Here is a 21,068-nt window from a genome sequence, read left to right as displayed (position 1 = left end):
TTGGACCGCCTCACTCCTTCAGATTATTCGCCCGCTTCACCCAGGCGCGCACGTCCTTGAGGACGGCGGGAAGCACGGTCTTGACCTCCGCCACGGTCATGCCCGCCTTGATGCGGGGATCGTACAGCAGGTTGAGGATGTACTGGTCGTAGACGTCGAAATAGCCCATCGAGACGTTGTCGTTGAACATGGTCCAGGGCACGCTCGTGGTGTCGTTGATCGGCCCGAGCGATTGCAGCAGCTCCTCATAGGCGCAATCGAGGAAGGTGAAATCGCCGTTGTCGACGGTGAGGATGACGTCGGAATGCTCGATCTCGAAATTGTCGTTCTTGCGGAAGCCGGACAGGCATTGCGGATCGAGCGAGGAGCGGATCTCGCGCGCCTTCTCGGCGCCGTAGAAGCTCGAGATGGTGCGGAAGAGATCGCGGTCGCGCACCAGCTTCACGCGCACATTCGCCGCTTCGTTGGTGTCGATCATGGCGATGTCGAGATGCTGCACGCGCTTGCCGATGTCGGCCACGACCTTGGCGAGCTGCGTCTTGCGATCCTCGCGGTCGCTCTCGGCGTAGACGCGTACCGGCCCGTCGAACTTGCGGATGCGGTCGACGCGGCCGGCAAGATGGTATTCGGCGCCGAATGCCGTCTTCAGGAAGCCTTCAATGATCTCGCCGTCGGTGAAGCTCTTCTTCTCGGCGCGCTGGCGCGAGGACACCGCGGGCAGCTCGGCGGCGGCAGCCATGGGTGCGATGTCAGGCGCGCAGGCGAGCGTCGCGAGGGCCAGCAGGGCGAAGCGAAAGCCGGGCGAGGGCGGGACGAATGCGCTCATCGTGCTGTGACGCTGCCGCATTCGCCCCGCGTGCACAAGAGCGCAAATTCACGCGCCGCGCGGGTTCCTGGTCAGTTGTTCAGCACCACCACCGGGGTGCCGATCGAGACGCGGCTATAGAGGTCGGTGACGTCGTCGTTGGTCATGCGGAAGCAGCCCGAGGAGACGGCCTGACCGATCGTCTCCGGCTCGTTGGAGCCGTGGATGCGGTACAGCGTCGAGCCCAGATACATGGCGCGGGCGCCGAGCGGGTTGTCGATGCCGCCCTTCATGTGGCGCGGCAGGTCCGGCCGGCGCGCCAGCATCTGCGAGGGCGGCGTCCAGTCCGGCCATTCCCTCTTGGCGGTGATCCTGTGCACCCCGGCCCAGCGGAAGCCGTCGCGGCCGACGCCGATGCCGTAGCGCAGCGCCTGCCCGTTCCCGAGCACCAAATAGAGCCGCCGCTCGGCGGTGTTCACCACGACGGTGCCCGGGGCGTAGCTGCCGTTATACATGACGGTAGTGCGGGGGATCGGGCTCGCGCCGCCGCGGCCGATATAGCTGGTGGAACTGGTGCCCGTGAAGTCTATCATCCCCGTCGCGGACGCGTCGGCTGCGCCAGCCAGCAGCAGCGCCATTGCGGCCATCGGTGCGGCAAAAAACCGGATCATCATCTCCCCCAGAAAAAAATCGATTCAACCGGACCCAGAGGCCATATTTGCGCGCGTTTCGCAAGCCACGGGCCCGTGAGGGTCGCATCGTTAACGACTGGCGTTACCAAATCGCAACTGCGCCAATTTGCTGGAAAGCGTTAGCCAAATCCGCGTCTCACCACGCGGGGCAGGGCCGCAATGCCCGCTATTGCTTTGACGCGCCGCGCGAACAATGATTGACCGAACGGATCACTGGCAGGTTGCGGGAGCAGACAGAATGAACGGTGCGGAAAGCCTGGTGCGGACGATGGTCAAGGGCGGGGTGGACGTCTGCTTCACCAACCCCGGCACCTCCGAGATGCATTTCGTCGCGGCGCTCGACCGTGTCCCCGGCATGCGATGCGTGCTCGGCCTGTTCGAAGGCGTGGTGACGGGCGCGGCCGACGGCTATTTCCGCATGAAGGGCACGCCGGCCTCGACCCTGCTGCATCTCGGCCCCGGCCTCGCCAACGGCCTTGCCAATCTGCACAATGCCAAGAAGGCCAATTCCGGCATCGTCAACATCGTCGGCCAGCACGCCGTCTACCACATCGGCTACAACGCGCCGCTGACCTCCGACATCGAGGGCCTGGCCCGGCCGATGTCGTCCTGGGTCCGCACCTCGCCGGATGCCAAATCGGTCGCCGCGGACGGCGCCGCCGCCATTGCCGCCGCCAAAAGCGCGCCGCCGCAGATCGCGACCCTGATCCTGCCCGCCGACACCGCCTGGAACGAGGCCGACGGCATCGCCGAGGTTCCGGCCGAGCAGCAGCGCGCCAGCTATTCGCCGCAGGCGGTCGAGCAGGCCGCAAAGATCCTGCATGGCGACGGCGAAGGCACGCTGCTCCTGATGACCGGCAGCGCGCTGAGCGCGCAGGGTCTGGCGCTGGCCGAGCGCATCGCCGGCAAGACCGGCTGCACCGTGATGGGCCCGACCTTCCGTCCGAAGATGGCGCGCGGCCGTGGCCGTTTCTCGATCGACCGCATCCACTACGTCATCGATCAAGCCCTGCCGATGCTGGCGAAATTCCGTCACATCGTGCTGGTCGAGTCCGACGACCCCGTGGCGTTCTTCGCCTATCCGAACAAGCCGAGCATGCTCAAGCCGCAGGGCTGCGAGGTGCATCGCATGACCTCCTGGGGCGAGAATTCGGTCGCCGCGCTCGAAGCACTCGCCGGCGCCGTGAAGGCCAGCGCCAGGGACGTCAAGCCGCAGGCTCTGGCTGAGCTGGTCAAGCCGACCGGCGCGCTCACCTTCGCCTCGATCGCGCAGGCCATTGCCTGTGCGATCCCCGAGAACGCGATCATGGTCGACGAATCCCTCACCACCGGCCGCGGCTTCTTCCCGCCGACGGCGGCGGCCGCCCCGCACGACTGGCTGCAGAACATGGGCGGCTCGATCGGCTTCTCGACGCCGCTGTCGATCGGTGCCGCGATCGCCTGCCCGGACCGCAAGGTGATCACCATGGTCGGCGACGGCAGCGCGATGTACACGATCCAGTCGCTGTGGACCCAGGCACGCGAGAACCTCGACATCGTCACCATCGTGTTCGCCAACCGCATCTACCAGATACTGCGCGGCGAGTTCGACAATGTCGGCGCCGGCGAGCCCGGCCAGCGCGCCAACGACATGCTCCGCCTCGACCGCCCGACCCTGGACTTCGTGGCGCTGGCCAAGGGCATGGGCGTGCCCGGCCGCGCCGTCACCAACGCCGACGAGTTCAACAAGGCACTGGCAGAGGCCGTCGCCGAGCCCGGCCCGCGCCTGATCGAAGTTCAGATGTAGACCGGACCGATTGCGCCGCGAATTCCGGTCTCATGTAGCCCGGATGGAGCGTAGCGTAATCCGGGGCTGGTGTGTTTTGCGAGAGTCCCGGATTGCGCTACGCTTCATCCGGGCTACCAACTTGGCGCGCACGTGATGGGCCCGGAGGCACGATGCAGACGGAGCTGAACAAGGTGATCGCGGCTGTCAGGGACTTCTACGCCCACGAGGGCTTCCTGTTCGAGAAGGACGTCGGCGAGCGGGCGGTCACGCACCGTTTCGCCGTGCATCTGGAGAAGCAGTTCTCGGGCTGGTCGGTCGACTGCAACTACGACCGGCTCGGCGAGCGCACGCTGCATCTGCCGCACGGCACCATCATCTCGACCGACGACCATCTCGGCAAGTCGATCTACCCCGATGTCGTCGTGCATCAGCGCGAGATCCCAAACAATCTGCTCGCCGTGGAGATCCGCAAGGCGAGCAACCACACGCCGCTCGATCACGACCAGCACAAGCTGCGGGCGCTGACCGACGTCCATGTCTGGTTTCCCTATTGGATCGGCCTGCTCCTGGTGCTGGACAGGCAACATGTGACGATGTCGGAGGTCTATGTCAGCGGTGCCGTCGACGAGCCGCTGTCACGCTGGTTCGCCTCGCGACTGGAGGAGACCGGCCGCGCAGCTCGCGCATAGCCGAGCGCGCCATTGCGAACCTGCGCACGCTGCGAGGTCGTGAGGCAGACCACGCCGGGAGTGTGACCCCCACCACAGTTCCGGCGTGCGATCGGGCCTATCGTGGGCGGACTTGCACGCGTCGATGCCGGAGGCCTACGCTGGCTCATTCGGATCAGGTATTTTGGAGGTTCTGATGCAGAAATCATATTTGCTGGCTGCGACGGCAGCGCTGATGCTCATGATGCAATCGCCGCTCGCGCTGGCGCAGGGCGCGCCGGCCGCGGGCGGAACCGCTGCGCCTGCCGCGACAAGCACTGCGCCGGCTGCGACGACCACAGCGCCAAGCGCGACCACCGACACGTCCAGCCAGCCCACTGACGGCAAGAAGAGCGCGTCGAAGAAGCCGGCGAAGAAGAAGATGACCCGCCAGCAGGAGATCGATCATTCGGTCGACACCGGCACCGTGCCGGCGCGCTATCGCAGCTCGGTGCCCAAGCGGTACCACCAATACATTCCGTTCGCTAAGCAGTAACGGATCGCACGCTATCGCCTATGACTTGTGGCGCGGCCGGCGCGCACGCCTCGTCCTTCGAGACGGCGCTTACGCGCCTCCTCACAGGATGAGGCTCTGCGGCACCAGCGCTCGTTGAAGCTGCTGCCGCGCACTCGGACCTCATCCCGAGGAGCCCGCCAAAGCGGGCGTCTCGAAGGATGGCCGCAAGGGAAGAGCTCCCATGTGCGATAGCCCTGCCACATCGCCGGTGGCGGTCTGCGCGAGCGGTGCTAGAGTAGGCCGAAGCCCGGGGGGAATGATGAGCGATGAGGTGAAGGATGCCGGCCTTGTGGCCATGATCAGCAGCATCCTGGGAGGCAACAAGCGCGCAGACCCTGCTGCACCGCCTCCGCTCGCCGAGGTCCCGCCGATCGTGCCGGCGGATCCCATGGAGCCGGCCGCGACGTCCAGGTCCGAGTCCACGTCCGAGTCCAGGTCCGATGCGGCCGAAGCCGAGAGCGCGCCCGATGCCGCAGCGGCGGCCGCCGAGCCGGCCGAGCCGCCCGCGCAAATCGCAACCACGCGGGACGGCAAGCGGCTGCTGCCGGCGGAGGCGATCGCCGATCTCGTGCTCGGCGAGCTGCGCAAGCTGGACAACTTCCCGAGTTCCGGCGTCTCGGTCACGGTCTACGGTTACCGGCACTGGAACGCGATGCTCACTTTCGCGCCGTTCTCCACCAGTTTCCAGAACGCAACCCGGTTCCGCCAGGCCGTGCCGGACCTCGTCTTCAAGCTCCGCCGTTTCGTCGAACTTGAGATATAATCTCGGTCGTCGGCGCCATGGCGTCGCAAGCGAAACAGTTCGACAGGATCTTCAATTGAGCGTCGCCTTCACCAAGGAAGAGAGCGCCGAAACCGCGTCCGAGACGCTGTTGCCGGACCGCCCGATCTCGCCGCATCCGAACCTCGTGACGGAAGCAGGCTTCAACGCATTGCAGGCGCAGCTCGCCGAAGCGCGGGCGGCCTATGAAGCCGCGCAAGCCATCGAGGACGTCAACGAGAAGCGCCGGCAGTCCGCCGTGCCCCTGCGCGATCTCCGCTATCTCACGGAACGCTTGCGCACGGCGCAGGTGATGCCCGATCCTGTCGCGACCGAAATCGTTGCGTTCGGCAGCACCGTGAGCTTCAGCCGTGCTGACGGCCGCGTCCAGACCTACCGCATCGTCGGCGAGGACGAAGCCGATCCCAAGGCCGGCTCGATCTCGTTCGTCGCGCCCGTCGCGAGGTCGCTGATGGGCAAGGCGGTCGGCGACGTCGTCGGTTCAGGTGCGCAGGAGATCGAGATCCTGTCGATTGCGTAGGGGTGCGCAAGCCGAGGTGAGTTGCGTGGCAAAGAGCGCCATCGACAGCCTCAATCCCATTCGCCTAAAGCAGATCCGGAACAGCGCGAGGCCGTCGTCTCCGCCAAACGAAGTTGATGATTGGATGAGACGGTTTTTGTCTGGAGCCTTGCCGTTCTATGCGCTGGCGGGCCTCGCCATGTGCATGTACCTCGTTCTCTACAGGACGAGCCTGTTCGACCTGAACGCCATCGTCCACGGCGCGGCCGGGTCGGCATGGTTTCCAGCCTTCATGTTCGCCTGCGTGCTGGTGGAAGCAGTCTTCCCGTATTTCGGCTATTTTCCCGGCACCGCCCTCATCCTGATGTCCGTGGCGCTCAGTCCGAAGGCCGTGGACGGCTCCGTCTTCCTCGCGGCGTGGCTCGCCATCATCCTGGGCGCCGTTCTCAGCTATGGACAAGCGCGTTTCTTCAGGCCGTTTCTGCAGCGGGTGGCCTCGAAGGCGGCCTTGCGCCGATGCGAGTCCCTGTTCGACGCCTATGGCCGCTATGCGCGCATTGCCTTGTTCGTTCATCCCAACGCCTGTTCGATGTATTTCACGGCCCTCGGACTGCTCGGCCGCAGCCTGACGCGCGAGCTCGCTTATCTCTGCGTGGGTGCCGCGGCCGCAGTGGGCATTCTGTTCGTCATCGTATCCCGGCTGGTGTCGTCCATCGGCCCCACCGACAACGGCGAATTGCAGGTGCTGCTGGCAGCCGCGCTGGTCGCCATGGGGACACTGATCGGTCTCTACACGGCCTGGCGGCCGAAGGCCGCCTGAAGCCTGCTTCGTCATTGCGAGTCTGCAATGACAACGAATCGTTGTGCGTCACTCCTCCGGCAGCTCGACGCCCGTCAGCTCGGTCAATTTGCCGATGAGCCGGTCCTGAAACCTCGGATCGGTCGCCTCACGGGCCGGCGCTTGCTGCTCGAGGCGATGCCAGTAGCGCCCGCTCACGAGGGCCGCGGGATCCTCGCTGACTGCCAGCCAGGTCTGGGTCCGTTGCCCGGTGTCTATATCGACCGGGGCGCCCGCGCCGCCCATCTTCGTGCGCACCCAACCGGGATCGACGGCGTTGCAGAGGACGTCGGGCCACCGCCGCGCCAGCGCGTAGGCGAGCGCGACGACGTGCAGCTTGCTCTCGGCATAGGCCGTGGCGGCGTTCCAGGCCCGCTTGGTCCAATCGAGGTCGTCGAGCGAGCCCTCTCCGCCGCGGTGCAATCCGCTGCTGAGATAAATCAATCGAGCGGGCCGCGCGATCAGAGCCGTCAGCATGAACGGCGCAAGCGTGTTGATGGCCAGCGTCTCGGCATGGCCTTCCGGCGTCGCGCCGCGGCTCGGCCGCGTGTAGACGCCGGCATTGTGAATGACCGCATCCATGCGCCCGATCGCGTTGATCTGGTCCGCGATGCTCCGCGTCTCCCCCGCGCTCCTGAGATCGCCGATCACCAATCCCTTCGCACGCGAAGTGAGGCCGCCGAGAGCCGCGGCACGATCGGCTGAACGCGCGTGCAGCACCACGCGGTGCCCCTGATCGAGCAGCGATTGGGCCGCCGCCCGGCCGAGGCCATCGGTGCTGCCGGTGATGAATATGGTCGCCATGGGGCTCTCCTAGGTGTTTCGGGACGCAATCTACGGCGCTCGCGGCACGTGGGTCCCGCGATCCCCCTGGCGCCAGCACCAGGCGGACCCGAGGTAATCGGCCTCCAGCGGCATTGTGTGAAACTTGCCGCTTCGGTCGATCACGAGGACGAATTGACGCGTAGTCGATCGAAAATCAACTCACGGTATGTCTGGTCGGAAGCACCTGATGGTGAAATAATTCCCGGCGCTTTCTTGATTAAATTTTGACGTCGGCCGCGAACCGGCTGCCGACACGGATTTTCATCATGGCCGCGCTTCCTCAGGGCGTTGTGGCGGAATTGCAGCAGGAGAACGCGCGGCTCCTGGCCGAGTTGCGCGCCGCACAAGATCGCGAGACCGCCACCGCGGACATTCTCAAGATCATTGCCAGCTCGCCATCGGAGGTGAAGCCGGTATTCGATGCAATCGCGAGGCGCGCAAATGCCTTGCTCGGCGGCTTTTCGACGACCGTATTCCGCTTCATCGACGGCAATGCCCACTTGGCGGCGTTCACGCCGACGAATTCTGCCGCCGATGAAGCTTTGAAGAAGATGTTTCCGCGTCCGATCACCGATTTCGAGAGTTTTGCGAGGACACAGGCGGGCAAGGTGGTGCCGACCCCCGATACGGAAGCGTTGACGAACGAGATCAAATTCATCGCGCGCGCCCGCGGCTTTCGCAGCATGTTGTTCGTTCCGCTCGCGACTGGCGGCGTGGTGATCGGCATGATCAGCGTCACGCGGGCAGAGCCGGGGGCCTTCGCTCCGCATCACGTGCAGCTTCTGCAGACCTTCGCCGACCAGGCCGTCATCGCCATAGAGAACGTGCGGCTGTTCGACGAGGTGCAGGCGCGTACCGACGACTTGCGGGAATCGCTGCAGCAGCAGACCGCGACCGCCGATGTGTTGAAAGTCATCAGTCGCTCCGCGTTCGATTTGCAAACGGTTCTCGACACGCTGACGGAATCGGCGGCGTCGCTGTGTGGGGCCGACATGGCGGCAATCCTCCGGCAGGACGCCGATGGCTCCTTCTATCACGCAACTCGGTACAATTTCTCGCCGGAGTGGGCCAAGGTCTCGGCGGGCGTTCGGCTCAATGCTGGACGCGGTAGCCTCGTTGGGCGCGTCCTGCTGTGCGGCAAGGCTGTTCAGATTCCGGATGTCCTGGTCGATCCCGACTATGCCTATCCCGAGCAACAGAGGGCCGGCGGTTACCGCACCCTTCTGGGCGTACCCCTGCTGCGGTCCGGAGAAGTGATCGGCGTGCTATTCCTAGGCCGCAAGACCGCGAACTCGTTCACGGACAAGCAGATCGACCTGGTCTCCACTTTCGCTGATCAGGCCGTGATCGCGATTGAGAATGTGCGGCTGTTCGATGAGGTCCAGGCGAAGACGCGCGATCTCGCCGAATCGCTCCAGCAGCAAACTGCGACCGCCGACGTGCTGAAGGTGATCAGCCGCTCGACCTTCGACCTGCAAACCGTGCTCGACACGCTGGTCGATTCGGCGGCACGGCTGTGCGAGGCGGAGATGGCCTTCATCATGCGCCGCGAGGGCGATGAATATCAGGCCGGAGCAGCGGTCGGGTTTTCCGAGGACTACATTGCTTTTCTGCGGGCTCATCCGATCGCTCCCGGCCGGGGCACGGTCACGGGTCGAGCCGTCCTCGAACGCCGTCCGGTGCAAATCCTCGACGTCGCTGCCGATCCCGAATACGGCCTGGAGGCGTCGATCACGATCGCTGGTCAGCGCACGGCGCTCGGTGTTCCCCTTCTGCGCGAAAATGAGCCGATCGGCGCGATCGTGGTCGCCCGCAAGCGCGTGCAGCCCTTCACCGAAAAGCAGATCGAACTCGTCGCCACCTTTGCCGACCAGGCCGTGATCGCCATCGGCAATGTGCGTCTGTTCGAGCAATTGAATGAATCGCTGGCGCGGCAGACGGCAACGTCGGAGGTGCTGGAGATCATAAGCGCTTCATCGGGCGCGCTCGCTCCGGTCTTCCACAAGATGCTGGAGAATGCGACGCGAATTTGCGGCGCCGGCTTTGGCACCATGAATCTGTACGAGGAGGGCGGCTTTCGCACGGTCGCATTGCACAACGCGCCGCAAGCTTATGTCGATACCCGGCTCTACCAGAACATTCGCCCACATCCCGCGAGCGGGCTCGGCACCGTCGAGAAGAGTCATCAGACCGTTCATATCGACGACATCAGGACGCAGCCGCCCTATATCGAAGGCAACCCCAATGTTCGCGCGCTCGCTGACCTTGCCGGCGCAAGGACCCTCGTCATCGTTCCCATGCTCAAGGAAGATGAGCTGATTGGCACGATCACGATCTTCCGCCAGGAAGTGAAACCCTTCACAGACAAGCAGATCGAGCTCGTGTCCAACTTCGCACACCAGGGCGTGATCGCGATCGAGAATGCACGCCTGCTGAATGAACTGCGCGAGCGCACCATGGAATTGTCGCAATCGCTCGAGGAATTGCGAAATACGCAGGATCGGCTGGTCCAGACCGAGAAGCTTGCCTCGCTCGGGCAACTCACCGCCGGCATTGCGCACGAGATCAAGAACCCGCTCAATTTCGTCAACAATTTTGCTGCGCTATCCTCCGAACTGACCGACGAGCTCGGCGACGCGCTGCGCTCAGCCGGCCTCGGCGAGGTGGAAAGGCAGGACATCGACGCGCTGATCCACATGCTGCAAGGTAACCTGGAAAAGATCGTGCAGCACGGAACGCGCGCCGATTCCATCGTCAAGAATATGCTTCTGCACTCCCGCGAGGGGTCCGGCGAACGCCGCGCGGCGGAGATCAACGCCATCCTCGAAGAAAGTCTCAACCTGGCCTATCACGGAGCCCGCGCTGAAAGAGCCGGCTTCAATATCACGCTTGAAAGAAAACTCGATCCGTCTGCGGGAGCCCTCGAGCTGTATCCGCAGGAAATCACGCGGGTGTTCCTCAATCTGGTTTCAAACGGTTTCTACGCGGCCAGCAAACAAAAGGAGGTCGTCGGTGACGGCTTCGAGCCAAGGCTGCGTGCGACGACCACAGACCTCGGCGGCGCCGTCGAAATTCGCATTCGCGACAATGGCACCGGCATCCCGGCCGACGTCAGAGAGAAGATATTCAATCCATTCTTCACGACCAAGCCGGCCGGCGAAGGAACTGGCCTTGGGCTTTCGATCTGCCACGACATCATCGTGAAGCAGCACGGCGGCAGCATCGAGGTCGATACCGAGCCGGGCGAATATACCGAGTTCATCATTACGCTGCCGCGTACGCGGGCGGCACCATTGTAGAGCGGAGGCAGAAATTGAGCGTCTATATCATGGTGGTCGACGACGAGCCCGATGTCGAGGCGCTGTTCCGCCAGCAGTTTCGGCGCGATCTGCGCGCCGGTCGTTTTCTGATGGAGTTTGTATCCTCGGCGCCCCTGGCATTGCAGCGCGCGGCCGAGATAGCGGATGCCACCCTGATTCTGATCCTGTCCGACATCAACATGCCCGGAATGAGCGGACTGGAGATGCTGCCTATCGTGCGCTCGGCCCGCCCCGATGTACCGGTTATCATGATCACGGCCTACGGTGATGCCGAGACCAAGCGCAAGGCGCTGGAGAAGGGCGCCGCCGACCTGTTGACCAAGCCAATCGACTTCGCCGCGCTGCGCCAGGAGATCGATGCGAGGCTTGAGCAGGCCGCATGATTGCAACCGTTGCCGGTGGCAAACGAGAGCGGCTCGCAAAGTGAAGCTGTTGCAGACGCCGCCCCAATTGAGAGCATGCATCCACCGTCAATCTTCGTCAGAAAATCGGAGATTCGAAATGAAGACGCTCCTGGTCCCGCTTCAGAATATTCCGATGATGACAGCTACGCTCGCTGTGGCCGTAGGCCTAGCGCGTCGCACCGGCGCCTATATCGAAGGCTTTCCACTCCGGTTCGGCATCCCTCAATATGCGGCCGCCGAATTGGCCACCGGCATTCTCCTGGACACGTATCAAGTGAAGAGCGAAGCCGAACTGAACGACATGCGGAACTTTTTCGAAGCATTCATGCTGAAGCATGATGTTCCCCGCGCCACCGCAGGGTCGAACCCGCCTTGCTTCGGCTGGCTGGAGACCGCGCCTGAGGGCGAAGACTTTGTCGGAAGTTATGGGCGCGCTTTCGATCTGATCGTGATGGCGCGGTCTGACATTGATGCGGTGGGCCCTCACCGCCGCGCGATTGAGTCCGCGCTGTTTGAGAGCGGCAGGCCCGTTCTACTGGCGCCGTCGAATGGACCAAGAAGCGTCGCAACGAACATTATGATCCACTGGAACGGGAGTACCGAGCAAGCTCGGGCAAACGCATTTGCCATGCCGTTGCTTCGTCTGGCCGAAAGGGTATCGGTCCTAACCGTTGTCGGCGGCCAAGCGGTGCCAGGACCGTCTGCCGGTCAGATCGCTCGGCAACTCCAATACAATGGCATTGCGGCCAGCTTGATCAGCGTTGAGCTGGACGGGCGCGAAACTGGTGAGGCGGTCCTCGATGCCGCCAGGGCACACGGTTGCGATCTATTGATCAAAGGAGCCTTCACCCGCACGCGGCTACGGCAGATGATATTCGGTGGAGCGACCAGCTATATCATGGAGCACGCGGATATCTCCGTCCTTATGGCTCACTAGCGCGCAAAAGGCCTGGTTTTATCGCCATTGGTGAGGCAAAAATCCATTGCTTTACAGAGCGACCGGCGCATGGCTTTGGCTATCAACATTCGGTCCGACCATTCCTCCGCAGAGCGCATCGAAGCCTTGTGGGATGAAGTTGCCGCGTTTGAGAGCCAGCCTTCGATGAGGGGGCTCGGTTATCGGCCGCATTTCACATTCGCCATTTATGATGCGCCCGAGATTACCGCGAAGACCGCGTGGGAGACCATGCTCCGCGCAGTTGGAGGCGAAGGGCCATTGCAGGTCGCGTTCAGGCGAATTTGTTGGTTCGCAGGTCCGCCGCTCGTGCTCTGGGCGGAGCCGGAGTTCGATGAAACGCTCGTCCGGTGGCACGCTTCCATCAGCGCTGCAATCGATCCAGCCTTGTGTCGGCTGCATTATCGGCCGGAAAACTGGCGACCTCATTGCACGCTCGGCACACAAATCGCCGACGCAAAGCGCGATGACGCGATCGCTTTCGCGCAGTCATTCAGCGGCAGCATCAGCGTGCTGTTCGACGTCGTGGATTGCGTTTCTTTTCCGCCAGTGCGCGTGGTTGCGGAGCAGAGATTGCCGGTTCGGGCTCCATGAAGTGGTGATCATTCGTCGAGCCCGCAGATCATTTGTAATCGATCCGGATCGAGCCGACCTTCTCATCGTGCCGGATGAAGCCTCCCTCGACCCCTGGCATCATCGCAATTTCGACGACGTTGCTCCCGCGCCAGCTGGGTAGTATCTCCGCGTGACCGGCGAAGCCAAGGAATGCGTGGTTGCGATCAGGTGAAAAGGTCCGGTCCATCGGTGCGATGCTCGCATATGTGGAATCCGGAACCGTTGCGTTGCATTCCTGCCTGAAGACGAACACGGCCTTGGTGCCGTCGGGCGACCACGTCGAGCTCAGGACCACGTTGCGGCAGCTGGCAAATCCTTCGAGTGCGAACCAGATGAGACCAACCATGGCCGCGATTCCGATGCCGGCCACAGCAAGCACCGCGATCGCGATTCGTACCCAGAGTTTCGAAGGAGGGCGAGGGAGCGTCATCCAGCTCATCCATGAATCTCTAAGCCGGCGATGCCGTGCGGGCCCTCAGGCGCAGCATGCTCATCAAGCGTGCGCCCCTCCCGATGATGCCATCATGCCCCTGTTTTGCCCGACGGAGCAAGGAAAATTCGGAAAAGTCGCAACCCTTTGATCCGACTGAGGTCGGCTACTGTGCATGGGGTTGTTTTCGAATTTTTGACAGAGCGGAAGCAAGACCCCCGGTCCGTCTACGCTCTTTGAGCTACGCCGGACACGCTTCGCTGCCATTGGGGGTGGCTGCGCCACGCGAAGCCTTGCGAAGCGTGGTGGGCGCACAAGGGATCGAACCTTGGACCTCTCCCGTGTGAAGGGAACGCTCTCCCGCTGAGCTATGCGCCCGGGACCATCATGCAGGCGGCCGCAACCTTGGGCCGGCCGGCACATCGGAGCCCGCGATTTAGAAGTGCCGGCCCAAGGTGTCAAGTTTTCAAGCCGTCGCCGGGGCGGAAAACCTTCGTCAGGTCGCGCCTTCCGCAGGGGAAGCCGGATTTTGGTCGGTTACGCGCCCTGCTGGCGGGCGCGGGAGGCGTGGGCCTGGAGCGCGCGGATGCGCTCGGCCAGCGTTCCACCGCCTTCGGGCAGGCGGGGCGCAGAACCGCTGCTGGTCGCGGCGCCGCCCGTCGCGGCGTCGTTGGCCGGGCGCGGCGCCGGCTTCGGCGGCTGGCCGGCCTCGGCCGCGAGCAGCGCCTCGATCGGCGAGTTCGGGCCTTCGAGCTGCATCGCGAGTTTTGCCACCTCGGCCGCGATGTCGTTGATGCGCTCGCGCAGAAGCGCGTTCTCCATGCGCTCGGTCGCCCAGGAACTCTCGGCCTGCTGCTGAATCGCGTTGATGTCGCGCTGGAGTTTCGCGCGTTCGTCGCGTGCGCTGCGCAGCTGCTCCTCCAGCGCGGCCTTTTCCGCGCGCAGCTGCTCCATCGCAGCCGACGACTTGCCGCGGCTGAGGCCCGCGATCTCGACGCGCAGCTCCTTGATGGTGCGCTCGTTGGCCTCGTTGGCCTGGCGCAGCTGGTTGTTCTCGTAGTCGCGCTCGGCGAGCAGCTTGCCCTGCGTGGCAAGGCGTCCTTCGAGATCGGCGACGCGGCTCGACAGCATCTCGGCCTCCTTGACCTGCACGATGAGCTGGCGGTCGAGCTCGGTGACGCGCTGGCTCAGATTCTCGACGCGGCCGCGCGCCTCGCCGAGCTCGCGCGAGGCGGTCTCGGATTCGGTGCGCTCCTGTGCGAGGCGCGCTTGCGTCGCGGCAAATTCCTTCTCGGCATCGCCGACCCGGTGCTTCAATTCCTCGATCTGCGCGCGCACTGCGACCAGCTCGACCTGGCGGCTCTCCGCCATCATCGAGCGGTCGGACAGTTCGGAGTTGATCTTGGCGAGCTCGGCCTGCTTGTCCGTCAACGCGATCTCGGCTTCGCGCAAGGACGCCGTCTTGGCGGCGAATTCCTCCTCGGTGGCGCGGAGCTGCTCTTTCACCGCCTTCTCGCGCGCCTCCAGCGCGAAGATGGTGGCGTTCTTCTCGCCGAGCTCGATCTTCATGCGGTTGATGGCGTCGCTCTTCTTGCCGAGCTCGGCGAGCTGGCTCGTGGTCTTGTTCTTGAGCTGCTCGACGCTCATCTCGAGCCGCCGCGCGGACATGGCGAATTCGGCGCGGAGCTGGTCCTTGTCGGCCTGGATCTCGGCCATCGATAGCGGGGTGGCGGCCTCGAGCCGGCGCGTGGTCAGGCGCACCGCGCGGTTATGCACCAGCGGCACGATCGCAAGCCCGCACAGCATCGAGAGCAGGAAACCGATCGCCAGGTACATGATCGGTTCGACCATGGGCCAGAACTCCCAAGCTTAAGGAAAAATTCACCAACGACAATGCCATGGCGGGCCGGCAGAAAGCCAGCCCCGCTCTGTCGTTAACCTTGATCGGTGGGCAGTGGGGAGGACGTGGGCCTAGAACGGGTTCCAGGTCGCCCGCGGGGTGTATTTGAGATAGCCGATATTGGCGCCGAGGCGCAGGCCGAGCCCGGAGCGGATCGGCACCAGCACGATGTTGTTGGAGGTCAGCGCCGTCATGCCGAAGCCGCCGATGATGTAGGCCGAGCCGTCGATGCCGGCGAAGCGCTGGTAGATCGCGTTGGTGGCCGGCAGGTTGTAGACCAGCGTCATGGTGCGGGCGCCGTCGCCGCCCCAGTCGAAGCCGAGCGAGGGGCCCTGCCAATAGACGCGCAAGTCGCCGGCGTTCTTGGTGTAGAGCGTGCCCTCGCCGTAGCGCAGGCCGGCGACGAAGGCGCCGGAGCCTTCCTCACCCAGGATGTAGCCGTTCGGCAGGCCCCATTGGCTGACCGCCTTCTCGATGATCGAGGCGAGCCCGCGCGAGACGTTGCCGAAGAAGCGATGGCCGGCGGTGACGAGCTCGTCCGGCCCATAGGTATTGGGCGTCGGGGTCCGCTGCGGCGGCGGCAGGTCAGGCGGCGGCGCCTGCTGGGCGGAGGCCGGCACGATCCAGCCGATCATCGCGGCAAGCGCGAGCGCAGCAAGGCGTGATGCGAAAGTCATAAAAGAACCCCTGGTACCGAATCCGGTCGCTTCCTTAACCTCACGCCAACAGGCATGGCCCTAGGTTGCGCCGGATGTCCCCTCGACTCGGATGTTATCCGCAGCAACTATGACGGCACAACGGCAGGAAGATAGCCCTTTGCGCCCCGGAATTGCCTTGATCGCCCGCCGCCTCTGCCTGCTGGCGGGCATTTGGATCCTCGGTGCCGGCGGACCGACAGGGGCCGCCACCACCGAGCGGATCGTCGTCAACCGCTTCAGCGGCGTCGCCATCGAGGGCTTCGACCCCGTCGCTTATTTCGTCGCCGGCGCGGCCGTGCAGGGGACGGCGGAGTTCGAGGCGAACCTCTGGGGGGCCGTCTGGCGCTTCCGGAACGAGGGCAACCGCGCCTCTTTCCAGGCCCATCCCGAAATCTACGGACCGCAATTCGGCGGCTACGATCCGGTCGATATCGCCCGCGGCGTCACCGTCCCCGCCAATCCGCATTTCTTCGCGATCGTGGCGCAGCGGCTCTATTTGTTCAGCCGGGAAGACAATCGCGACGCCTTCGTCGCCGATCCCGAGCGCTTCCTCTATGAGGTGGGCAAGCGCTGGCCGGCCCTGCAGGAGAAGCTCGGGCAGTAACGAGCCCTGGTCAGTCGCAGCCTACCGCCTGCGGGTCGCCCCACGCGATGAATTCCGGGATGATGAAGCCGGTATCGCTGCGCTGGCCAAATCGGAGCTCGCCGCCCTTGCCGTCGGTCACCTTGCCGCCGGCCGCGGTCACGACCGCGCAGCCGGCTCCGACGTCCCATTCCGAGGTCGGCCCGAAACGGGGATAGATGTCGGCGCCGCCTTCCGCGATGCGGCCGAATTTCACGGCCGAGCCGCACGTCATCCTGACGGCATTGGGCCTGTCGGCGATGAACGCCTCGCTTCTGGCATCGCCGTGCGAACGGCTCACTGCGGCGATCCAAGGCTCCCCGCGCGCCGGCAGCTTGCGGGTGCGGATCGGCTCGGCGGCGGCAATCGTCGCGCCGTTGAATCTCACGCGCTCGGCGCCGCGGCCGACGATGCCGCGCCAGAGCAGGCCGAGTGCGGGTGCGGAGACGATGCCGAGCAGCGGCACGCCGTCCGTCACCAAGGCGAGGTTGACGGTGAACTCGTCGCGGCCGGCGACGAACTCCTTGGTCCCGTCGAGCGGATCGATCAGGAAGAAGCTGCCCTGGAACGGCGGGGAGGCGAGCTGGGTCCGCTCCTCCGACAGCGTCGGAACGTCGCCCGCGAGCTGCGCGAGTCCGTCCGCGATGATGCGGTCGGCGGCAAGGTCGGCCTCGGTCACCGGCGAGCCATCCTGCTTGCCGTCGATCCGCATGGCCGCGCGGTTGACGGCGAGGATCGCCTCGCCCGCCTTCACCACCAGCGCAGTCAGCGGCTCCATCAGGCCGGCAGCGGCCGCTCCGTCAATGATCCGTTTCACCTGCATGCCTCATCTGTCGGCAATATCGTTCCTCGTCCACTGATTCGCCCCGATCGATTCGCCCGGGCTTATGGCCGCCTCGAACCGATCGCAAGCTAGCTGCCGCGGGGTTGCGAATGTTAGAACCCGCAGCATCCGTCAAGCATGCGTGATTCGCGGCGTCCAGCGCCGTGCAATTCCAGGAACCCTCCAGGACCCCATTATATGTCTGACGCTTCGTCGCCCGCGACCACTGCCGCTCCCGATATGCTCGAACTCGCCGCGCTGCTGTGCTCGCGGGTCTGCCACGATCTCATCAGCCCCGTCGGCGCCATCGTCAACGGGCTCGAAGTGCTCGACGACGATCCCAAGCCCGAGGACCGCGAGTTCGCGCTCGACCTGATTCGCAAAAGCGCCAAGACGGCCTCCGCCCGGCTGCAGTTCTGCCGCCTTGCCTTCGGCGCGGCCGGCTCCTCCGGCGCGCAGATCGATCTCGGCGATGCCCACACCATGGCGAAGGGCCATATCGAGGACGGCAAGTGCTCGATCACCTGGAATCTGCCGCGGCTGCTGCTGCCGAAGAACCGCGTCAAGCTGCTGCTCAACATGCTGGTCGTCGCCCAGCACACGATCCCGCGCGGCGGCATGCTGACTGTCGATCCGGTCGGCGAGGGCGAGGTGATGAGCTTTCGCATCACCGCGACCGGACACAATGCACGCCTGCCGCAGAACATCTCCGAGCTCCTGAGCGGCGAGCGCGGGCCGGCTGCCGATGCGCATGCGATCCAGCCTTATTATACGCGGCTGCTCGCGCAGGCCTGCGGGCTCACCGTGACGCTCAAGCCGGAAGGCGAAGCCATCATCGTTACCGCTTCGTAAACGCGAAGCCTCGCTCGCGACGCGTTAATGCAATCTTTACGAGGCGCTTCGGCTTGTCCGGAGCGCCTTATCTCTTTGTTGGTGCCGTTCTTTTGCACATACTCAACCAATATTAAACGCTTTGCGGTGAAGCTGGCCCCATTCCGAAATGGCGCATCACGCCTCGTGCGCGCCCTTCCTGTATGAAGGCCTGTTTTCATGGATGATCTGTTGCGGGAGTTTCTGACGGAGACCAGCGAGAGCCTGGACACCGTGGACAATCAGCTGGTGAAGTTCGAGCAGGAGCCGAACAACGCCAAGATCCTGGATAACATCTTCCGCCTGGTCCACACCATCAAGGGCACCTGCGGCTTCCTCGGCCTGCCGCGGCTGGAAGCGCTGGCCCATGCCGGCGAGACCCTGATGGGCAAATTCCGCGACGGCATGCCTGTGACTGCCGAGGCGGTGACGGTGATCCTGTCCTCGATCGACCGCATCAAGGAGATTTTGGCTGGCTTGGAGGCGACCGAGGCCGAGCCTGAGGGGAACGACCGCGATCTCATCGACAAGTTGGAAGCAATGGTCGAGCAGGGCATGGCCGCCATGTCAGGCTCGGCGCAGCCGATGCCGACTGCCGGCACTGCTGCTCCCGTTGCCGATGCACCGCCGCTGGTGCCGGAAGCGCCCGCCGCTGCGTCCGCACCCGCCAAGGAGATGACCATGGGCACGCTGGTCGATCAGACCCTGGAGCGCCCCTTGCGTCCGGGCGAGGTTTCGCTCGACGAGCTCGAGCGCGCCTTCCGCGAGACCGCGATCGAAGCGCCGGTGCCCGTTGCTCAGGCTGAGGCAAAGGCCGAGCCCGCGCCAGCTGCTGAAGCGCCCGTGGCGAAGGAAGCCGCAAAGCCCGCCAAGGAGAAGGCCGCGCCGAAGAAGTCGATGGCCGACGAGATGGCGGGCGAGGGCGACCGCATCGCCAACCAGTCGATCCGCGTCAACGTGGATACGCTGGAGCACCTGATGACCATGGTCTCCGAGCTGGTCCTGACCCGCAACCAGCTCTTGGAGATCTCCCGCCGCAACGAGGACACCGAGTTCAAGGTGCCGCTGCAGCGCCTCTCCAACGTCACCGCCGAGCTGCAGGAAGGCGTCATGAAGACGCGCATGCAGCCGATCGGCAATGCCTGGCAGAAGCTGCCCCGCATCGTCCGCGACCTCTCATCCGAACTCGGCAAGCAGATCGAGCTCGAGATGCACGGCGCCGACACCGAGCTCGACCGCCAGGTGCTCGATCTGATCAAGGACCCGCTCACTCACATGGTGCGCAACTCCGCCGATCATGGCCTCGAGACCCCCGCCGAGCGCCTCGCCAGCGGCAAGGGCGAGCAGGGCACCATCCGCCTCTCCGCCTATCACGAGGGCGGCCACATCATCATCTGCATCGCCGACAACGGCCGCGGCCTCAACACCGAGAAGATCAAGGCCAAGGCGCTCTCGTCCGGTCTCGTCACCGAGGCCGAGCTCGAGAAGATGAGCGAAGCCCAGATCCACAAGTTCATCTTCGCGCCGGGCTTCTCCACTGCCGCTGCCATCACCTCGGTCTCGGGCCGCGGCGTCGGCATGGACGTGGTCCGCACCAATATCGACCAGATCGGCGGCACCATCGACATCAAGTCGGTCGCGGGCGAAGGAAGCTCCGTCACCATCAAGATCCCGCTGACGCTCGCCATCGTCTCGGCCCTGATCGTCGAAGCCGCCGGCGACCGCTTTGCGATCCCGCAGCTCTCGGTGGTGGAATTGGTCCGCGCCCGCGCCAACTCCGAGCACCGCATCGAGCGCATCAAGGACACCGCGGTGCTGCGTCTGCGCAACAAGCTGCTGCCGCTGATCCATCTGAAGAAGCTCCTGAAGATCGACGACGGCGCGGCCAGCGATCCCGAGAACGGCTTCATCGTGGTGACGCAAGTCGGCAGCCAGACCTTTGGCATCGTCGTCGATGGCGTGTTCCACACCGAAGAAATCGTGGTCAAGCCGATGTCGACAAAACTGCGTCACATCGACATGTTCTCCGGCAACACCATTCTGGGCGATGGCGCGGTCATCATGATCATCGATCCCAACGGCATCGCCAAGGCGCTCGGCGCCGCCGGCTCCTCGGCCCATGGCATGGGTGACGAAGCGGCCGGCCATCACATCGGAAGTGGCGAGCAGACCACCTCGCTCTTGGTGTTCCGCGCCGGCTCGTCGCAGCCCAAGGCGGTTCCGCTCGGCCTCGTCACGCGCCTGGAAGAGCTGCCGGCCGACAAGATCGAGTTCTCGAACGGCCGCTACATGGTGCAGTACCGCGAGCAGCTGATGCCGCTGGTGGCCATGGAAGGCGTCACCATTGCGAGCCAGGGCGCCCAGCCGATCCTGGTGTTCGCCGACGACGGCCGCTCCATGGGCCTCGTCGTCGACGAGATCATCGACATCGTCGAGGAACGCCTCAACATTGAGGTCGGCGGCTCCTCCTCCGGCGTTCTCGGCTCGGCCGTGATCAAGGGCCAGGCCACCGAGGTGATCGACGTCGGCCACTTCCTGCCGATGGCGTTCGCCGACTGGTTCACCCGCAAGGAGATGAAGCCGTCGCTGCATTCGCAGTCGGTGCTGCTGGTCGACGACTCGGCCTTCTTCCGCAACATGCTGGCGCCGGTGCTGAAGGCCGCCGGCTACCGCGTCCGCACCGCGCCGACCGCGCAGGAGGGCCTCGCGGCACTGCGCGCCCAAAGCTTCGACGTGATCCTGACCGACATCGAGATGCCCGATATGAACGGGTTCGAGTTCGCGGAAGTCGTCCGCTCCGACAACAACCTCGCTGCGACGCCGATCATCGGCCTGTCGGCGCTGGTGTCGCCGGCGGCGATCGAGCGCGGCCGTCAGGCCGGCTTCCACGATTACGTCGCCAAGTTCGACCGTCCCGGCCTGATCGCGGCGCTGAAGGAGCAGACCGCGGGCGCCGCCGGCGCCTCCGAGCTGAGCCGGGCGGCCGCGGCTTAAACCTT

The 21,068-nt window shown here is 64.6% G+C and carries 20 protein-coding genes and 1 tRNA gene; 13 read left to right on the top strand and 8 right to left on the bottom strand.

Features of this window, described 5'->3' with window-relative positions; translation table 11 throughout:
• Positions 1–10: 10 nt before the first annotated feature.
• Both I6F31_RS16475 and I6F31_RS16470 read right to left on the bottom strand, forming a co-directional pair.
• Entirely contained in the window at positions 11–826 is an 816-nt protein-coding gene (locus I6F31_RS16475; protein ID WP_225113924.1) for a DUF2927 domain-containing protein, read from the bottom strand.
• 71 nt (positions 827–897) lie between these two features.
• On the bottom strand, positions 898–1,476 hold the full coding sequence (locus I6F31_RS16470) for a L,D-transpeptidase (RefSeq protein WP_036009766.1): 579 nt from the start codon (positions 1,474–1,476) through the stop codon (positions 898–900).
• Between the two features lie 259 nt (positions 1,477–1,735).
• Between I6F31_RS16470 and I6F31_RS16465 the strand changes: the two genes are divergently transcribed.
• The 6 genes from I6F31_RS16465 to I6F31_RS16440 all read left to right on the top strand — a co-directional run bounded on the left by I6F31_RS16465 (position 1,736) and on the right by I6F31_RS16440 (position 6,589).
• Entirely contained in the window at positions 1,736–3,283 is a 1,548-nt protein-coding gene (locus tag I6F31_RS16465) for an acetolactate synthase large subunit (RefSeq protein ID WP_036036084.1), read from the top strand.
• 152 nt (positions 3,284–3,435) lie between these two features.
• Positions 3,436–3,954: a hypothetical protein gene (locus I6F31_RS16460; RefSeq protein WP_036009755.1), complete on the top strand. Its 519-nt coding sequence runs from the start codon at positions 3,436–3,438 to the stop codon at positions 3,952–3,954.
• Between the two features lie 175 nt (positions 3,955–4,129).
• Positions 4,130–4,468 (top strand): hypothetical protein, encoded by a 339-nt coding sequence (locus I6F31_RS16455; protein ID WP_128266570.1) that lies wholly within the window; start codon positions 4,130–4,132, stop codon positions 4,466–4,468.
• Positions 4,469–4,748: 280 nt separating this feature from the next.
• On the top strand, positions 4,749–5,252 hold the full coding sequence (locus tag I6F31_RS16450) for a hypothetical protein (protein WP_225185832.1): 504 nt from the start codon (positions 4,749–4,751) through the stop codon (positions 5,250–5,252).
• Positions 5,253–5,307: 55 nt separating this feature from the next.
• Positions 5,308–5,790 carry a transcription elongation factor GreA gene (gene greA / locus I6F31_RS16445; RefSeq protein WP_036009784.1) on the top strand — a complete coding sequence of 161 codons (483 nt, stop codon included), beginning with the start codon at positions 5,308–5,310 and terminating at the stop codon, positions 5,788–5,790.
• A 124-nt stretch (positions 5,791–5,914) separates the two neighbouring features.
• Positions 5,915–6,589: a hypothetical protein gene (locus tag I6F31_RS16440; RefSeq protein WP_225126682.1), complete on the top strand. Its 675-nt coding sequence runs from the start codon at positions 5,915–5,917 to the stop codon at positions 6,587–6,589.
• A gap of 48 nt (positions 6,590–6,637) precedes the next feature.
• Here I6F31_RS16440 and I6F31_RS16435 read toward each other — a convergent pair whose 3' ends face one another.
• Positions 6,638–7,411 (bottom strand): SDR family NAD(P)-dependent oxidoreductase, encoded by a 774-nt coding sequence (locus I6F31_RS16435; RefSeq protein WP_225142087.1) that lies wholly within the window; start codon positions 7,409–7,411, stop codon positions 6,638–6,640.
• A 287-nt stretch (positions 7,412–7,698) separates the two neighbouring features.
• Between I6F31_RS16435 and I6F31_RS16430 the strand changes: the two genes are divergently transcribed.
• The 4 genes from I6F31_RS16430 (at position 7,699) to I6F31_RS16415 (ending at position 12,705) form a co-directional block, all read left to right on the top strand.
• A complete protein-coding gene (locus tag I6F31_RS16430) occupies positions 7,699–10,731 on the top strand; it encodes a GAF domain-containing protein (RefSeq protein WP_225142086.1) in 3,033 nt (1,010 codons plus the stop codon).
• Positions 10,732–10,745: 14 nt separating this feature from the next.
• On the top strand, positions 10,746–11,135 hold the full coding sequence (locus I6F31_RS16425; protein ID WP_036009791.1) for a response regulator: 390 nt from the start codon (positions 10,746–10,748) through the stop codon (positions 11,133–11,135).
• 118 nt (positions 11,136–11,253) lie between these two features.
• Positions 11,254–12,093, top strand: coding sequence for a universal stress protein (locus I6F31_RS16420; protein ID WP_225126679.1), 840 nt, complete (start codon positions 11,254–11,256; stop codon positions 12,091–12,093).
• 69 nt (positions 12,094–12,162) lie between these two features.
• Positions 12,163–12,705, top strand: a complete 543-nt coding sequence (locus I6F31_RS16415; RefSeq protein ID WP_225126678.1) for a 2'-5' RNA ligase family protein — start codon at positions 12,163–12,165, stop codon at positions 12,703–12,705.
• A 28-nt stretch (positions 12,706–12,733) separates the two neighbouring features.
• Here I6F31_RS16415 and I6F31_RS16410 read toward each other — a convergent pair whose 3' ends face one another.
• The 4 genes from I6F31_RS16410 to I6F31_RS16395 form a co-directional block, all read right to left on the bottom strand.
• Entirely contained in the window at positions 12,734–13,165 is a 432-nt protein-coding gene (locus tag I6F31_RS16410; protein ID WP_225126677.1) for a hypothetical protein, read from the bottom strand.
• A 294-nt stretch (positions 13,166–13,459) separates the two neighbouring features.
• Positions 13,460–13,534, bottom strand: a tRNA-Val gene (locus I6F31_RS16405).
• Positions 13,535–13,693: 159 nt separating this feature from the next.
• Positions 13,694–15,007, bottom strand: a complete 1,314-nt coding sequence (locus I6F31_RS16400; RefSeq protein WP_225185725.1) for a hypothetical protein — start codon at positions 15,005–15,007, stop codon at positions 13,694–13,696.
• A gap of 120 nt (positions 15,008–15,127) precedes the next feature.
• Positions 15,128–15,733 (bottom strand): DUF1134 domain-containing protein, encoded by a 606-nt coding sequence (locus I6F31_RS16395; protein ID WP_036009799.1) that lies wholly within the window; start codon positions 15,731–15,733, stop codon positions 15,128–15,130.
• A 139-nt stretch (positions 15,734–15,872) separates the two neighbouring features.
• On the opposite strand from I6F31_RS16395, the gene I6F31_RS16390 reads away from it, so the two are divergent.
• Positions 15,873–16,358 carry a YHS domain-containing (seleno)protein gene (locus tag I6F31_RS16390; protein WP_036009801.1) on the top strand — a complete coding sequence of 162 codons (486 nt, stop codon included), beginning with the start codon at positions 15,873–15,875 and terminating at the stop codon, positions 16,356–16,358.
• A gap of 10 nt (positions 16,359–16,368) precedes the next feature.
• Here the strand turns inward: I6F31_RS16390 and I6F31_RS16385 are convergent, their stop codons facing one another.
• Entirely contained in the window at positions 16,369–17,199 is an 831-nt protein-coding gene (locus I6F31_RS16385) for a 3'(2'),5'-bisphosphate nucleotidase CysQ (RefSeq protein ID WP_225185724.1), read from the bottom strand.
• 198 nt (positions 17,200–17,397) lie between these two features.
• Between I6F31_RS16385 and I6F31_RS16380 the strand changes: the two genes are divergently transcribed.
• Together I6F31_RS16380 and I6F31_RS16375 are read left to right on the top strand one after the other, a co-directional pair.
• Positions 17,398–18,051: a histidine phosphotransferase family protein gene (locus I6F31_RS16380; protein ID WP_036009803.1), complete on the top strand. Its 654-nt coding sequence runs from the start codon at positions 17,398–17,400 to the stop codon at positions 18,049–18,051.
• A 198-nt stretch (positions 18,052–18,249) separates the two neighbouring features.
• Complete coding sequence (locus tag I6F31_RS16375) at positions 18,250–21,063, top strand: hybrid sensor histidine kinase/response regulator (RefSeq protein ID WP_225185723.1); 2,814 nt, start codon at positions 18,250–18,252, stop codon at positions 21,061–21,063.
• The last annotated feature ends 5 nt before the right edge of the window (positions 21,064–21,068 follow it).

The sequence above is a fragment of the Bradyrhizobium sp. NBAIM01 genome (assembly GCF_020194115.1).
Lineage (GTDB): Bacteria > Pseudomonadota > Alphaproteobacteria > Rhizobiales > Xanthobacteraceae > Bradyrhizobium > Bradyrhizobium yuanmingense.
The sequence above is the reverse complement of the archived record's forward strand: the minus strand, read 5'-3'. Positions and strand labels throughout refer to the sequence as shown.